Origin of the sequence: Arcicella lustrica (assembly GCF_034930985.1) — a bacterium.
Lineage (GTDB): Bacteria > Bacteroidota > Bacteroidia > Cytophagales > Spirosomataceae > Arcicella > Arcicella lustrica.
In genome coordinates, this window is sequence record NZ_JAYGIM010000003.1 from 342880 (window position 1) to 358426 (window position 15547).

The 15547-nt window shown below is 35.1% G+C and carries 12 protein-coding genes; 2 read left to right on the forward strand and 10 right to left on the reverse strand.

Annotated elements, in window-relative coordinates:
- Positions 1-119: 119 nt before the first annotated feature.
- The 8 genes from VB798_RS04840 to ilvC form a co-directional block, all read right to left on the reverse strand.
- A complete protein-coding gene (locus VB798_RS04840) occupies positions 120-356 on the reverse strand; it encodes an acyl carrier protein (RefSeq protein ID WP_184128888.1) in 237 nt (78 codons plus the stop codon).
- A gap of 122 nt (positions 357-478) precedes the next feature.
- Positions 479-1390, reverse strand: a complete 912-nt coding sequence (locus VB798_RS04845; RefSeq protein WP_323256528.1) for an ROK family protein — start codon at positions 1388-1390, stop codon at positions 479-481.
- A gap of 163 nt (positions 1391-1553) precedes the next feature.
- A complete protein-coding gene (locus VB798_RS04850) occupies positions 1554-2078 on the reverse strand; it encodes a YkgJ family cysteine cluster protein (protein WP_323256530.1) in 525 nt (174 codons plus the stop codon).
- Between the two features lie 109 nt (positions 2079-2187).
- Complete coding sequence (locus tag VB798_RS04855; protein WP_323256532.1) at positions 2188-3468, reverse strand: adenylosuccinate synthase; 1281 nt, start codon at positions 3466-3468, stop codon at positions 2188-2190.
- A gap of 284 nt (positions 3469-3752) precedes the next feature.
- The gene (locus tag VB798_RS04860; protein WP_184128870.1) at positions 3753-4253 is read right to left on the reverse strand and encodes a Fur family transcriptional regulator; all 501 of its coding nucleotides are present in this window, start codon (positions 4251-4253) and stop codon (positions 3753-3755) included.
- 107 nt (positions 4254-4360) lie between these two features.
- Positions 4361-6619 carry a RelA/SpoT family protein gene (locus VB798_RS04865; RefSeq protein WP_323256536.1) on the reverse strand — a complete coding sequence of 753 codons (2259 nt, stop codon included), beginning with the start codon at positions 6617-6619 and terminating at the stop codon, positions 4361-4363.
- A 162-nt stretch (positions 6620-6781) separates the two neighbouring features.
- Positions 6782-7789 (reverse strand): DUF6089 family protein, encoded by a 1008-nt coding sequence (locus VB798_RS04870; protein ID WP_323256539.1) that lies wholly within the window; start codon positions 7787-7789, stop codon positions 6782-6784.
- A 200-nt stretch (positions 7790-7989) separates the two neighbouring features.
- Positions 7990-9474 (reverse strand): ketol-acid reductoisomerase, encoded by a 1485-nt coding sequence (ilvC, locus tag VB798_RS04875; protein ID WP_323256541.1) that lies wholly within the window; start codon positions 9472-9474, stop codon positions 7990-7992.
- Positions 9475-9696: 222 nt separating this feature from the next.
- Between ilvC and VB798_RS04880 the strand changes: the two genes are divergently transcribed.
- Entirely contained in the window at positions 9697-10581 is an 885-nt protein-coding gene (locus VB798_RS04880) for an AraC family transcriptional regulator (RefSeq protein ID WP_323256542.1), read from the forward strand.
- Between the two features lie 71 nt (positions 10582-10652).
- Positions 10653-11930 (forward strand): threonine ammonia-lyase, encoded by a 1278-nt coding sequence (gene ilvA / locus VB798_RS04885; RefSeq protein ID WP_323256544.1) that lies wholly within the window; start codon positions 10653-10655, stop codon positions 11928-11930.
- Between the two features lie 16 nt (positions 11931-11946).
- Here the strand turns inward: ilvA and VB798_RS04890 are convergent, their stop codons facing one another.
- Both VB798_RS04890 and VB798_RS04895 read right to left on the reverse strand, forming a co-directional pair.
- Entirely contained in the window at positions 11947-12402 is a 456-nt protein-coding gene (locus VB798_RS04890; RefSeq protein WP_323256546.1) for a hypothetical protein, read from the reverse strand.
- A 182-nt stretch (positions 12403-12584) separates the two neighbouring features.
- Complete coding sequence (locus VB798_RS04895; RefSeq protein WP_323256548.1) at positions 12585-15257, reverse strand: MGH1-like glycoside hydrolase domain-containing protein; 2673 nt, start codon at positions 15255-15257, stop codon at positions 12585-12587.
- Between the last annotated feature and the right edge of the window lie 290 nt (positions 15258-15547).

Sequence of the window (15547 nt, forward strand, 5' to 3'; positions counted from 1 at the left end):
CTCAAATTTGAGCATAATTAACCTGAAAATCAATAAAAATGTGCTAATCTGTCTATAAAACTATGGTTCAGGAAGAATCAATAATTTTACTTTCAAATTAGCACATAAAGAAGTTCAGATTACTTGGCGTTTTCTTCAAGATATGTGATTGCCTGACCAACTGTTTGGATATTTTCAGCTTGATCATCTGGAATAGAAACGTTGAATTCCTTTTCAAATTCCATGATTAATTCTACTGTATCCAATGAGTCTGCACCCAAATCATTTGTGAATGAAGCCTCTGGAGTAACTTCTGCTGCGTCAACGCCCAACTTCTCGACGATAATGCCTTTTACTTTTTCTGCAATGTCTGCCATTTTTAGAACGAATTTTGGTTAGAAAAACGGTGCAAAGATGATGATAAAAATTAGATTATCAAACATTTTTTTAATACCGCATTACTATGAAAAGATTTACTATAATTATTTAAAGAATATTATTAAAAACATAATGAAGCAGCCCCTAAAAGACCTGCATCGTTGCCTAAAGTAGCACGTTTGATGGTCAAACCATCAGCATGATATTTCGTTAACCAGTGCTCCATCTTAGCTGTCATTGATGGTAAAATGTAATCAAAAGAAGCAGATAAACCTCCGCCAATTAGGATTAAATTAATATCAAGGATAGCCACTAAGTGACATAAATTCTCGCCTAGCAACTCTCCTACTTTAGCAAATACTTGTAATGCCAACACATCACCTTCAGAAGCAGAGGCTACTAAGCCAGTCGTAGAAATTGTACCATCATCTGGCAATTGAGTAATTCCTCTAAACTCTTTTCTCATCGAATTTGCAAGGTCTAACAACTCATTTTTGCCAATATTTCTTTCTAATACTTTACCATTCACTGAAGGAGTATGTCCTGGTTCCATTGCATTTCCTCTACCTCCAGAAAATACTTTTTTACCAATAATTGCTGCACCGCCAACACCAGTACCTAAAGTAATGAAAATATAGCTTTCGTCGATACGTTCTTCACCAAAATAAAACTCTCCTAACGCTGCTGCATTAGCATCATTTTCAAGGAAAAAGTCAACTGCTGGAAAACGCTTTTTAAGTATTTCAACTAAAGGTACGTTATTTAACTCTGGAATTGCTGTAATTTCAAGTGGCGTTACTCTTGCCGAATTAATCATTCCCGGTAAGCCGATTCCTACTTTTGTAATATTTTTATTGTCGATTAATTGTAAACCGATTGCTTCTCCAAGACGATCCTCAAAATGCCCTGATTTTCTCCAGCTCACAGTATCGTGACTATAAAAATTAGAAATCTGACCCGTTTCTGAATTTACGATGCCCATTTTGACATTCGTTCCGCCAATGTCTATGCCTAAGTACTCGACTGCCGCCATTATTTTGTATTGTATAGTGATAGTAAAAGTTTTGTGGTGTCAAAAATACGGAATTTTTATCAGTGGATAATACAAACTAAAAACGAATTACGTCTTTTTATGTACTATCCTGTATTATTGAGGGGAACTATTTGTACTTTTTTATCATTATTTGTTGTCAAAGTTATTCTACAATTCCTCCTTTATTACCTAAACCCGCTTTTTTGAGCTGTTCTACAATTTCAAAAACGGCTGGACAAACTTTAGTATTCTCTAAAGTAAGTGGTAAAATTCCTGCAATATTTTTACGATCAGTATGTGGATACTCCCGGCAAGCCTTTGGTCTGACATCATAAATAGAACAATAATTATCCGAACCCAAGAAAGTGCAAGGCGTAACATTCAGTACATAATCATGGTCGCTATCTAAATGTAAATGTTCTTTTACCAATTGTGCAGGACGAATACGCAAATGTTTTGCAATGCGGTCAATATCAATATCTGTAAAAATTGGACTCGTTGTTTTACAACAATTTCCGCATTTCAAACAATCTACTTCATCAAACACTTCATCATGAACAGGATGAAAAGCTTCGTCCAATTTCTTGATTTTTTTATTTTTAAGTCTATCGAAAAACTTTTTATTTTCAGGAAACTTCAAGCGAGCTTGTTCGTTGAAAGCTTCTATATTTTCTTCTGTGTATATCATGGGATAAGTAAAATGTAAATCGATTACTTCTGATTTACTAAATCGCAAATAAAAAGGTTCGACAATTTACAAAAAACTGTCGAACCTTTTGGAAATATTATATTGCTTATTAAGCCAATGCACCTTTCAATACACATTCGTCACGGTCTGGACCGGTTGAAATGAAATTGATTGGTAAGCCTAATTTTTCTTCTAAGAAATTAATATAGCCCGTTAATTCAGCTGGAAGGCTTTCAAAAGTTCTTAAGCCTTCTAATGAACAATTCCAACCTTTCAAGGTTTCATATACTGGTTCTACAATCGTATCAGTCATGTCGTAAGGCAATTGCTCAGTAATTGTTCCATCTGGTAATTTATAAGCTACACATACTTCAATTTCTTCAAAAATATTCAATACGTCTGCCTTCATCATTACCAATTGCGTAACGCCATTAATCATCATGGCATATTTCAATGCTGGTAAATCAATCCAACCACAACGACGAGGGCGACCAGTAGTTGAACCAAATTCACGACCTTCTTGACGCATTCTTTCACCTACTTCATCCATTAATTCTGTTGGGAATGGACCAGAACCTACACGTGTAGCATAAGCTTTGAAGATACCGTAAACTTCGCCAATATTTTTTGGAGCAACGCCCAAACCTGTACAAGCACCAGCAGAAATTGTATTTGAAGAAGTAACAAATGGATATGAACCAAAATCAACGTCTAATAAACTTCCTTGAGCACCTTCTGCCAAGATTGTTTTTCCAGCCGTAAGTGCATGATTTACTGAATACTCAGAATCTACCAAACGGAATTGTTTCATAAATTCTACTGCTTCAAAGAAATCAGCTTCAGCAGCAGTAAGATCGTATTCAAAATGATAAACATCTAAAACCGCTTTGTGACGAGCCACCAAAGCATCGTATTTTGCTTTGAAGTTTGGTGAAATCATATCACCAACTCTTAAACCTTGACGAGAAATTTTGTCGGTATAAGTTGGTCCAATTCCTTTCAAAGTTGAACCAATTTTGGCATCACCTTTCGCTTTTTCGTAAGCAGCATCTAACAAACGGTGTGTTGGAAGAATAATAGAAGCTTTTTTAGAAACTTCTAAGTTTTCCAATACATTCAAATTATACTTAGCAAGTCCATCAATTTCTTTTTTGAAAATAATTGGATCGAGTACAACGCCATTACCAATGATGTTTTGTACATCCTGACGGAAAATTCCAGAAGGAATTTGGTGCAAAACATGTTTAAAACCATCGAATTCAAGGGTATGTCCAGCATTTGGGCCACCTTGAAAACGTGCAACTACCTGATATTTAGGGGCTAAAACATCTACTATTTTACCCTTTCCTTCATCACCCCACTGCAAACCCAACAATACATCTACTGCCATTTTTTTGTTTTTTGGTTGTCAATCTCACGAAGGAAGCATCTGGCGGTGGCAGACCAGTTCCCTCCTGACGTTAAGATAACAGGAAACAGAAAAATCAAAAAAGAATAAACCACCTAATCAAAGTCGCAAAGATAAACAAACAAAAATAAAACCTCACAAGAATTTCAATAATGCTGTAGTTTTAGTGATGAGTATTTCAAAATAATTTCCTAGAAAACATAAAATCTGCCATATCATTCATAACCCGAATGATATGGCAGATTTTATGTGGTTGATAAATAATGTTAATTGTGGTCTCTGTTAGACATTTCTCTTTCAGCTAACATCGCTTTTTTATGTTCGCATTCAGTTTTAGTACAAGCACCATAAAAAATCAATGAATGGTGCATCACATTAAACTGTAACATTTCACCTACCATTGATTGTATTGTTTGGACTCTTGGGTCACAAAATTCGGTAACATGATGGCATTCCGTACAAATCAAATGATCGTGTTGACGACGTCCGTAAGATTTCTCATACTGAGCCTGGTTTCGACCAAATTGATGCTTTGAAACTAAATCACATTCTACTAGCACATCCAATGTGTTATAAACTGTAGCACGTGAGACTTGATATTTCTTATTTTTCATCGAAATATACAATTCCTCCACGTCGAAATGATCATCTCTTGTGTAAATCTCCTCCAAAATAGCAAAACGTTCTGGAGTTTTTCGAAGACTTTTATTTTCAAGATAAGCAGTAAAAATCTTCTTTACTGCCTCTAATGTGGCGTTTGATGGCATTACTGACTGTTTTCAGAAAAACAAAAAATAAAATTCATTGATTCAGTATTTAGACTAAATCAATTTTGGAAAGTAAAATAAATCAATTTTTAAGAGAAAAAGAAATTCTACTCACCTCTTTCAATTTGAATAACGCCATCAACTTGCTCTAAAGAATGAACAAGTGTTTCAAGATGTTGTGTATCTTGAACCATTAATGCGATTTTTCCTTCGAAGATTCCTTCTTTTACTCCAATAGATAGATTTTGGATATTTACTTTTAATTCTTGTGAAATTACTCTTGTCACATCGTTCATTAAGCCCATCCTGTCAGTTCCTCTGATAATTAAATGAGCGACAAACGACATCTTCACTTGGCTAGTCCACAAGGCTTTGATTACTCTATCACCATGACGAGACAATAATTCTGTTGCATTCGGACAAGACGTTCTATGAATTTTAATACCTTCATTAATCGTAACAAATCCAAAAACGGTATCACCAGCAATAGGATTACAGCATTTGGCGAGCGTGTAATCTACTCTGTCCATGTCTTCTCCAATCAAAATCGCATCGGCATTTTTCACATCGCCATGTAATTTTTTGAGTTCTTTAATGACATTTTTGGTATTGGTTAATGGCTCTTGAATCGCTTTTGTCGCTTGCTTGCGTTCATGAGCTTCACGATCAGACTTCCATTTTTTGATTTCATCTAAACTGATATAAGCTTTTCCGAAACGATAAAAAAGGTCATTAGAATCCTTCGCATTAAAATATGCACGAAGTTGATTGGTGATTTCGAGCGTTAAAGTATTTACACCAAGTACTTTTAAGCGATGTTCAATCATATCACGCCCCATGATGACGTGCTGCTTATTGGCTTCTTTTATATAATCTTTGATACGAGCTTTCGCCTTGGTCGTCGCCACAAAAGCCAACCAATCTTCTGAAGGTTTTTGCTTAGGCGAAGTCATACATTCAATAATATCGCCAGTTTTGAGTTTATGACTCAAAGGGACTAACTTATTATTTACTTTTGCCCCAATACACCTCGCTCCTACTTCAGAGTGAATCTCAAATGCAAAATCTAGTGCAGTTGCACCATCTTTTAGCACAATTAGTTTACCTTTTGGAGTATAAACAAAAATTTCATCATTGTACAAACTACTTCTAATATCATCTACCAATTCAACGGCAGACTGCGATTTATCAGAAGTATCTAAAGCTTCACGTATCTGGCTTAACCAAGATTCAAAAGCTTTATTGGTACGAGTATCGTTTCCTTTATATTTCCAGTGAGCAGCAAAACCTTTTTCGGCAATTTCATCCATCCGAGTCGTTCGGATTTGTACTTCTACCCAACGTCCACGCCTTCCAGAACTCATTACTGTAGTATGTAAAGATTCATAACCATTTGATTTTGGGTTAGAAATCCAATCTTTCAAACGTTCTGGATTAGGTTTGTAATGGTCGGTTACCATCGAATAAACAGCCCAACAAGCAGATTTCTCTAATTCAGTAGGAACATCTAAAATTACCCGCACCGCAAAAAGGTCATAAATTTCCTCAAAGGGAGTATTATTCTTTTTGAGTTTATGATAGATAGAATAAATTGATTTCGGGCGACCTTTCACAATGTGTTTGTAACCCATCAGGTTTAAGTCTTTCTCAATCGGTCGAATAAAGTTTTGAATAAAACTCTCTCTTGAAGTTTTGGTTTCTTTTAACTTCTTAGCAATATCTTTATAGGCTTCTGGTTCAGTATATTTCAAGCATAAATCTTCTAATTCAGATTTGATAGCATGAAGCCCCAAACGATGCGCCAATGGTGCATACAAATAAAAAGTTTCAGAACTGATTTTCAATTGTTTATCACGAGGCATACTTCCCAAAGTTCGCATATTATGCAAACGGTCGGCAAGCTTTATCAGAATTACTCGAATATCATCCGAAAGTGTCAATAACATTTTACGGAAGTTTTCCGCTTGTTGCGAACTTCCATAATCAAAAACACCTGAAATTTTAGTAAGTCCATCAATGATTTTAGCCACATTTCTCCCAAAAATGGCTTCGATTTCTGACAACTCAATTTCTGTATCTTCTACCACATCATGCAGTAAAGCACACATAATCGAAGTAGCACCTAAACCTATTTCCTCAACACAAATCTGAGCTACCGCAATAGGATGATAAATGTAAGGCTCACCAGATTTCCTCCTCATCTCTTTATGAGCTTCGGCAGATAACATGAAAGCTTTTTTTATCAGTTTAGCATCATCATCTTGCAGGTATGGACGGGCAATATTGAGTAATTTTCGGTATCGCTTTAGGATCTCTTTTCGTTCTTGCTCTAAATCTATTTCTTTTACTTCCACGGTGTTATTCAAGGACAAATGAGTATTTTTTGAAAGACTATGAATTAGTGTTTAATCTAAATTAGCGAATTTTAAGGGAAACGACAAATTGAAGTCTATTTAATTTTATAGACTTGTGTATGCTTTTTTCAGAAATTAGAGTAAAGTCCTGATTGATAATTAGTCGCAATTATTTTATTGAATCACGGGGCATTTTATATTTGGAGAGAGATGGTAAATTAAACGAAAGCTAGTCAATACATAAATATCATCTAATCTACTTGCTCCATTTCTAGCAGAACCTTGAGGAAAAATATTAGGGAAAGAGCTTACAGGTGTTAATGAGGGATTGGCATAAATAGGATTCACATTTCTAGCTAAATATTGCCTTATTGCAGCTTCTCTATTATTACCTGAATTAACAGCAATCAATTCGTACTCTCTATGACCCATAGCAGCAGCAAGTGGACTTATTGCAAGCAATTCATTGGAGCTAGCATAGTTCCCTCCAATATCATCAAGATAATCAGTTAAGTTATAACGTACTCCAATTTCTACTCCTAAGTCAACCTTTCTGTTTATTTTGTATTTTAATCCAAAACCGAGTGGAAAATTCAAGGCAAATAGCTCATATTTTGATTTTGGATTAATTGCCAGACCTTGCCCTTCTGTATGAAGTGGCTGAAGACTAACCCATTCACCAGCAGTTGCTTCAGAACCAACAAAATCTAATGGTACTTTAGCAACAGGATTATGGTGAAAAAAAGCAAATCCTAAAAATAAGTACGGAGTGATAGTTGCTCGTTTTTGAAAATTTCTACTTCCTCTAATGATATTAAAAATACCTTTAAATGATAATTCTTGTATATCATTTCTAAAATGCGCATTTCTCATAAAAGCATTTTGCTGAACAGCAACTCCTTCTAATTCGTTATCATCTCCAGCAATTCTTACCCATGTTAACGCTATATTTCCGGAAAATCTAGGAGAAAAATGTCTTGTTAAATCAAAGGAGAGGTTCCAACGTATATTTTGTAAAGTAGATTGTATTGGTCTATTAATAGGAACAATGTCTCCATAATAGTTTGCTGTTCCTATTCCAAAAGCAATATCAGAGTGTTTTTCAAATAGTTTTTTCTGTGAAAATACCTGAAAACACAGGCATAGAGCAATCATTATTTTACAAAAGGTTCTGACTAGCATCCGTAAATCTGTCTGTTTTATTTTTAAACGAGCAAATAACTATAAAAATACAAAGAATTTCACAAATTAAGCCACCGTTACTTTTCAATCGATATTAAATAATTTTATTTCACTATCTATATCCTTTGTTTCTTTTATAAAACAAAAAATCTCCTGAGTACGACTTAGGAGATTTTTTGCAAAAATGATACAATTGAGGATTAAGCAACAGTAGAAATCGCTTTCATATCAGTCATCGCTTGACGCAACTCAGCACCTACATATTCAATATCGTGTGAACGAAGTGCTTCGTTTACTGCAATGATTGTTCTGTTATCAACACCATTATCTTTCCCTGCATTGAAGTTAGTACCGATAATATCTGTTTCAACAGTTGTCATGAAATCAGCTAATAAAGGCTTACAAGCGTGGTCGAATAAATAACATCCGTATTCAGCAGTATCTGAAATTACAGAGTTCATTTCGAATAATTTTCTACGAGCAATCGTGTTAGCAATTAGCGGAGTTTCGTGTAATGATTCATAATAAGCAGATTCTTCTTTGATACCTGCTTCAACCATTGTTTCAAATGCCAATTCAACACCTGCACGAACCATCGCAACCATCAATAAACCGTTATCGAAGTATTCTTGTTCTGCAATTTTAACATCACCTGCTGGCGTTTTTTCAAAAGCAGTTTCGCCAGTAGCAGCTCTCCAAGTCAACAAGTTTTTGTCGTTGTTTGCCCAGTCAGCCATCATTGTTGAAGAGAACTCTCCGCTCATGATGTCGTCTTGGTGTTTTTGGAACAACGGACGCATAATATCTTTCAATTCTTCAGAAATTTCAAATGCTTTAATTTTAGCAGGGTTTGAAAGTCTATCGAACATCGCAGTAATACCACCTTGTTTCAACGCTTCAGTGATTACTTCCCATCCGTATTGAATTAATTTAGAAGCATAACCAGCATCGATTCCTTTTTCAACCATTTTGTCAAAACAAAGGATAGAACCCGTTTGTAACAAACCACAAAGGATAGTTTGCTCACCCATTAAGTCAGATTTTACTTCTGCTACGAAAGATGATTTCAACACACCCGCACGGTGTCCACCAGTACCGACACAATAAGCTTTTGCGTAAGCCCAACCTTTTCCTTCAGGGTCGTTTTCTGGGTGAACGGCAATCAAAGTAGGCACACCAAAACCACGAACATATTCAGCACGTACTTCTGAACCTGGGCATTTTGGAGCAACCATGATTACAGTAATATCTTTACGGATTTGCATTCCTTCTTCAACGATGTTGAAACCGTGTGAATAAGAAAGTGTAGCACCTTCTTTCATCAAAGGCATTACAGCGTTTACTACTGAAGTATGTTGTTTATCTGGCGTAAGGTTGATTACTAAATCAGCCGAAGGAATCAATTGCTCATAAGTACCTACTGTGAAATTATTTTCAGTAGCACTTTTCCAAGATTGTCTCTTGCTATCAATTGCTTCTTGACGTAAAGCATAAGAAACATCTAAACCTGAATCTCTCAAGTTTAAACCTTGGTTCAAACCTTGTGCTCCACAACCTACTACTACGATTTTCTTTCCGATTAATGCACTTACTCCGTCAGTGAATTCAGTGTTATCCATGAATTCACAAACACCTAACTGATTTAATTTTTCTCTTAATGAAAGAGTATTGAAATAATTTGCCATTTTTTGAATGTTTTTGATTTTAAAGAACGCTGTCGAGACCTAAAATTCACGACATCGTTAAAATATTTACAAAGTTGATAAAAATCATTAATTAATGATTGGTAAATTCATGTTTAATTTAGGTACTTTTTATGGCTAAGTTATATTTACTTAAATACTTTTTATTTTAAACAGATGATTTTAAAACTTTTACAGAAAAAAGCAATTGTGTAATTTTATCAAATGAAACAGCTTGACATTCCCGTTTATAGCATTGATAGGTTTAATAATAAATCTGAAAAAACGATTCAATTTCAGATTGAGCACTATGATATTAATCGAAATTTTAAAGTAACGTATCCACATCGTCACGATGATTTTTATGAAATACTCTTTCTTACACAAGGAGAAGGCATTCATACGATTGATTTTCAGAATTATACCATCAAGCCTAATACGATTTTCTTTCTTTCTCCCGGACAAATTCATGAATTGAATCTCTCAGAAGATGTGAAAGGTTATATATTTCTGTTCACTTCTTCTTTTTATCATTTTAATAAAACCGACCCTTACAAACTTTTTGAACTTCCGTTTTTCTATAATTTGAATCAAGAAACGCCACCAATTTATTTGGAAAATGAAAGTGAGAAACAAGTAATTACGGAGCTTTTCAAAAATGCTATTTACGAAAATCAGCAAAACCTAACTGATTCAGAAGAAGCTATTCGGGCTTTGTTGGATTTAATTTTGATTCAGTGTAAGCGAATTTATCCACTCAGTAATTATGACGATAAAACCAGTAAAGGTAAAATCATGGTGAAGCGTTTCAAGCAATTGATTGAAGAAAAAAGTCAGGAAAATTTATCGGTGAAAGATTATGCCAGCTTACTTTCCATCACACCTAATTACCTTAGCGAAACCGTAAAAAGTGTAACAGGAAGAACTTCTACCGATTTAATTAATGATAGAATGATTATGGAAATAAAGCGTTTTTTAACCCATACCGATTTAGGAATCTCAGAAATTGCTTATCAATTAAACTTTTCAGACCAATCGTATTTTTCGAAGTATTTTAAAAAATTGACGAATCAATCGCCCTTAGAATTCAGAAATTCACTTTCAAAATAAGGAAAGGCATTTATTCCTTACAAACTATCTTATATTTGTAAAATAAAAATTAAAGGCTTTATTTCATCAACATGGCTAATAAAACAGATCAAAAACAAGATGCTATTTTCCCCACGCTCGAAAGTATTTATGAAGCGGCTGAGCGCCTTCGTGGTGTAGCAGTTCATACTCCACTTACCGAAAACATTGTTCTTTCCGAACGCTATGATGCTAATATCTTTTTAAAAAGAGAGGATTTACAAATTGTTCGCTCCTATAAAATCAGAGGTGCATACAATAAAATGGCTAGGCTTTCTGCGGAAGAATTGGCGAAAGGAGTAGTTTGTGCTTCTGCGGGAAATCATGCACAAGGCATGGCTTACGCTTGCCATAAAATGAAAGTAAAAGGCACGATTTTTATGCCTACAACTACGCCTAATCAGAAAATCAAACAAGTAAAAATGTTTGGGAAAGATGATATTGAAGTAATGCTAGTTGGCGATACTTACGATGATGCGTCAAATGCTGCCAAGCAATATTGCGAAGAACACAATGCTACTTACGTTCATCCTTTTGATGATATGGATGTGATTACTGGTCAGGCGACTGTCGGGCTTGAAATCTTTAAAGATTCGGATGTTAAGATAGATTATATCATTTTGGCAATTGGTGGCGGTGGAGTTTCAGCTGGTGTTTCTACGGTTTTCAAACAACTTTCTCCACATACCAAAATCATCGGTGTTGAACCTGCTGGTGCGGCTTCAATGAAAGCAAGTCTTGAGATTGGTCATGTAATTGAATTGGAAAGCATTGACAAATTTGTAGATGGAGCAGCCGTTAAGCGTGTTGGCGAAAAGACTTTCAATATTTGTAAAGAAACATTGGATAATATTATTGTTGTTCCAGAAGGCAAAGTATGTACAACTATTTTAGAACTGTATAACGAATCTGCCATTGTAGCCGAACCAGCAGGAGCTTTAACCATTGCCGCTTTGGATTTTATGAAAGAGGAAATAAAAGGTAAAAATGTGGTTTGTTTGGTTTCTGGTGGAAATAATGACATTACTCGTACCGAAGAAATAAAGGAACGTTCACTCCTTTATGAAGGCTTAAAACATTACTTTATTATTCGTTTTCCACAAAGAGCAGGCGCATTGAAGAATTTTTTAAATAATGTATTGGGAGAAGAAGATGACATTACTTTATTTGAGTACCAGAAAAAAACAAACCGAGAATCTGGTCCTGTATTGTTAGGCATCGAACTGAAACACAAAGAGGATTATGAACCCATGTTAGAGCGAATGATTGAACAAAATATAGTCTATCAAAAATTGAACGAACAACCTGATTTATTTTCGGTGTTGGTGTAAAGAATTAGGATTTGTCTTAGCTGGGTAAAAACTCGTTTGAAATATTTCGAGATTTTGCCCAGTAAGAAGCCATCATTTCTTCTGAACCCCCAAGATTATACCAAAAATGTTCAACAGTATCGGGAGATTGGTAAGCAAAGAAAAAATGCCATTGAAATAGATATTTGGCTTGGGGTTTATCAATTTCAAAAGTATCTGCATACAAAGTAACCTCCTCAATAATAGCCAAATATTTATACTTCAACTTTGGGTCATAGCTTCTAATGTCCTCTATTATTTGCGGGTCTTTCTTTTCTGCAAGATTAAGTAAATTGAATAAATCAAGCATTTTCTCATCTCCCAGAAATGATTTCCACAAAGAAGATAAATTTTGTAATCGCTTAAACTTTTGTTGTTTTTGGTACTGGTACAAAGCAAAAATACCTCCAAAAATTACCATTAAAGGCTGAATAATATCTTTTAAAATGTTCATTATTTCGTGTTTTTTGCTTGCTAAGGTATTATTTTTTCACACAATAGTCAAGAATTTGTGATTCATTAAATCAAAAATTAAGGCTATGTTTAGTGTACTCCTGAGAAGTATCAAAAACATAGCCTTATTATACTAACGCAAATTATGGAAATTGAAGCTTTATAATGCTGAGTCAAAAACTTTTAAATCTTCGCTTCTTTAAAGCTATTTTTCTCTGCTTTAGAAACACTCAATATCAACTCTGCGACAAGACCAGTCCAACCCGTTTGGTGTGCAGCTCCTAGCCCTTTCCCAGTATCACCGTCAAAATATTCATTGAAAAGAATCAAATCTTTGAAGTGAGGGTCGCTTTGCATTTTTTCGTATTTCTCATACATTGGACGTCTTCCTTCACTGTTTTCAGTAAATAGATTTATCAAACGCTCTGAAATACTTATCGCAGCTTCTTTAATACTCACCATATTACCAGAATTGGTAGGATATTCTACCTCATAATCGTTTCCATAATATTCTTGGAACTTCATCAGCGAATCAATCAATAAGAAATTCATTGGGAACCAAATTGGTCCACGCCAGTTTGAGTTTCCACCAAACATACTTCCAGTTGATTCGGCAGGTGTATAATCCACTCTGAGTACATCGCCATTTACTCTGAACTGATAAGGATATTCTAAATGATATTTTGAAAGTGAACGAATACCAAAATCAGAAAGGAATTCTGTTTCGTCAAACATTCTTTTCATAATCATTTTCATACGGTGACCTCTCAGAATTGCGAGTAATCTACTTTCTCCTTTACCTGATTCATACCAACGGGAAATCAAACTTGCTAAGTCGGGTCTATTCGCTAAAACCCATTCTACTCTTCGACGGAAATCTGGTAACTTTTCAAGCATTTCAGGATTCAAGACTTCTACTGCAAAAAGAGGAATTAAACCAACCATCGACCTGATTTTCAACAACATACTATTATTGTTCGGTAAATGAAGCATATCATAATAGAATTGGTCTTCTTCATCCCAAAGACTAATTTCATCTCCTCCAAGCGATTGCATCGCTCCTGCAATATGCAAAAAGTGTTCGAAGAATTTTGAAGCCATGTCTTGATAAACAGGACGTTCCAAGGCAATTTCTACGGCAATTCGTAACATATTCAAGCTGTACATAGCCATCCAACCAGTACCGTCAGCTTGTTCTAAACGTCCGCCAGTTGGTAAAGTAGCCGAACGGTCGAATACTCCGATATTATCCATGCCAAGGAAACCTCCACCAAAAATATTATTACCTCCTTCATCTTTTAGGTTTACCCACCAAGTAAAATTTAGTAATAATTTATGAAAGATTTTTTCAAGGAAGGCAATATCGCCTTTGCCATTCATTTCTTTGTCAATTTCATAAACCTTCCAAGTTGCCCAAGCATGTACAGGCGGATTCACATCCGAAAACGACCATTCATAAGCAGGAATTTGTCCGTTCGGGTGCATATAATACTCACGGAGGACTACAGCTAATTGACGTTTCGCAAAATCTGGGTCAACCCTAGCCAATGGCAAAGTATGGAAGGCTAAATCCCAAGCTGCAAACCACGGATACTCCCATTTATCGGGCATCGACAAAATATTGGCTGAATACATGTGTCGCCAACCTGCATTTCTTCCATACTTTCTATATTCCGAAGGCTTTGGCATAGCAGGGTCACCTTTTATCCATTCGTTGATATTATAATAATACCATTGCTTCGTCCAGAGCATTCCTGCGTAAGCTTGTCGCTGGATTTTTAACAATTCTGGATTTTCTACACCTTGCTGTACTTCTTCATAAAACTGATTTCCTTCACGAATACGTTTATCCATTGTATCTTCAAAACCACCAAATGGTTCAAGAATAGAATGGTCAACTAAACGAAGTCTAACCGTATAACTATCACCGCCTTTAATGGTTTTAGTGTATCTAGCCGCTGCTTTTGTACCAATGTTATTCGGATTTATAGCGGTTTTCTTATCATCAACAATATAATCATTGATACCATCCTTACAATAAGGCGAAGCATTTCCTACTTTATAAAGACGTTCAAAATTGGTTTCGTTTTCACAGAAAAGTAATTCCTGAGCATTTTCGCAGTACAGTTTGTAATGACCAATATTTTTATTGTCAATATCGATGGCTTTCTTCGCCACACCAGTCATCATTGGTTTGTACTTGTAGTTTTCGTAGCCCCAGCTCCAAGTATTTCTAAACCAAACAGTTGGTAAAATAGTAAGTGGTGCTGCTTTTTTACTTCTATTATGAGCCGTTATTTTGATAAGAATATCTTGTTCGTCTGCTTTAGAATATTCTATAAAAATATCGAAGTACTCATTGTTATCAAAAACACCTGTATCAAGAATTTCATATTCAGGCTCTAAACGAGAACGCTTTCTACTTTCAGAAACCAATTGATCATAAGGATATGAATTAATTGGATATTTATAGAGCATTTTCATGTAGGAGTGTGTCGGCGTAGAGTCAAGGTAATAATATAATTCCTTTACATCTTCTCCGTGATTAGACTCGCTACCAGTTAAACCAAAAAGACGTTCTTTTAAAATATGGTCGTTATGATTCCAAAAAGCCAAAGCAAAACAAATATGAGATTTGTTGTCTGAAATACCAGCAATTCCTTCTTCGCCCCAACGATAAGCAATTGAACGTGCCATATCATGTGTCACTGAATTCCAAGCATCCTGATTGGCTGAGTAATCTTCTCTAACTGTACCCCATTGCCGCTCTGAGAGATAAGGCCCCCACTTTTTCCACCCCTTATTATCTTTGCGAGTATTCAATCGCAGCTTCTCCGCACTTATACTTTTACTCATACCTTTTTATATAAATGGTTATCAATAAGTTTCTAATAAAAATTTACTTTTTTATTTATAATTTTAATATGTAAAATACCAAAAGATGCAAAGTATTGCAATATTCTATTCACTCAATGCACTTGTATGCAATAATACCTCCAAATTTAAAAAAAACACCCAAACCTTTATCATAATAGCCTTGCTAAATAGCTTAAAATGCAACTTTTAGAGTAATTATACTTAATAAATGCTATTGTTCCATCATTAAAAGGTTAAAATTTCTATTATTTTTTTTGCGTTTTACCTTC

Bases quoted from the DNA above. Each gene is read 5' to 3' on its own strand.
- VB798_RS04840 (WP_184128888.1), bottom strand. From the start codon at position 356: ATGGCAGACATTGCAGAAAAAGTAAAAGGCATTATCGTCGAGAAGTTG.
- VB798_RS04845 (WP_323256528.1), bottom strand. From the start codon at position 1,390: ATGGCGGCAGTCGAGTACTTAGGCATAGACATTGGCGGAACGAATGTC.
- VB798_RS04850 (WP_323256530.1), bottom strand. From the start codon at position 2,078: ATGATATACACAGAAGAAAATATAGAAGCTTTCAACGAACAAGCTCGC.
- VB798_RS04855 (WP_323256532.1), bottom strand. From the start codon at position 3,468: ATGGCAGTAGATGTATTGTTGGGTTTGCAGTGGGGTGATGAAGGAAAG.
- VB798_RS04860 (WP_184128870.1), bottom strand. From the start codon at position 4,253: ATGCCATCAAACGCCACATTAGAGGCAGTAAAGAAGATTTTTACTGCT.
- VB798_RS04870 (WP_323256539.1), bottom strand. From the start codon at position 7,789: ATGCTAGTCAGAACCTTTTGTAAAATAATGATTGCTCTATGCCTGTGT.
- ilvC (WP_323256541.1), bottom strand. From the start codon at position 9,474: ATGGCAAATTATTTCAATACTCTTTCATTAAGAGAAAAATTAAATCAG.
- VB798_RS04880 (WP_323256542.1), top strand. From the start codon at position 9,697: ATGAAACAGCTTGACATTCCCGTTTATAGCATTGATAGGTTTAATAAT.
- ilvA (WP_323256544.1), top strand. From the start codon at position 10,653: ATGGCTAATAAAACAGATCAAAAACAAGATGCTATTTTCCCCACGCTC.
- VB798_RS04890 (WP_323256546.1), bottom strand. From the start codon at position 12,402: ATGAACATTTTAAAAGATATTATTCAGCCTTTAATGGTAATTTTTGGA.
- VB798_RS04895 (WP_323256548.1), bottom strand. From the start codon at position 15,257: ATGAGTAAAAGTATAAGTGCGGAGAAGCTGCGATTGAATACTCGCAAA.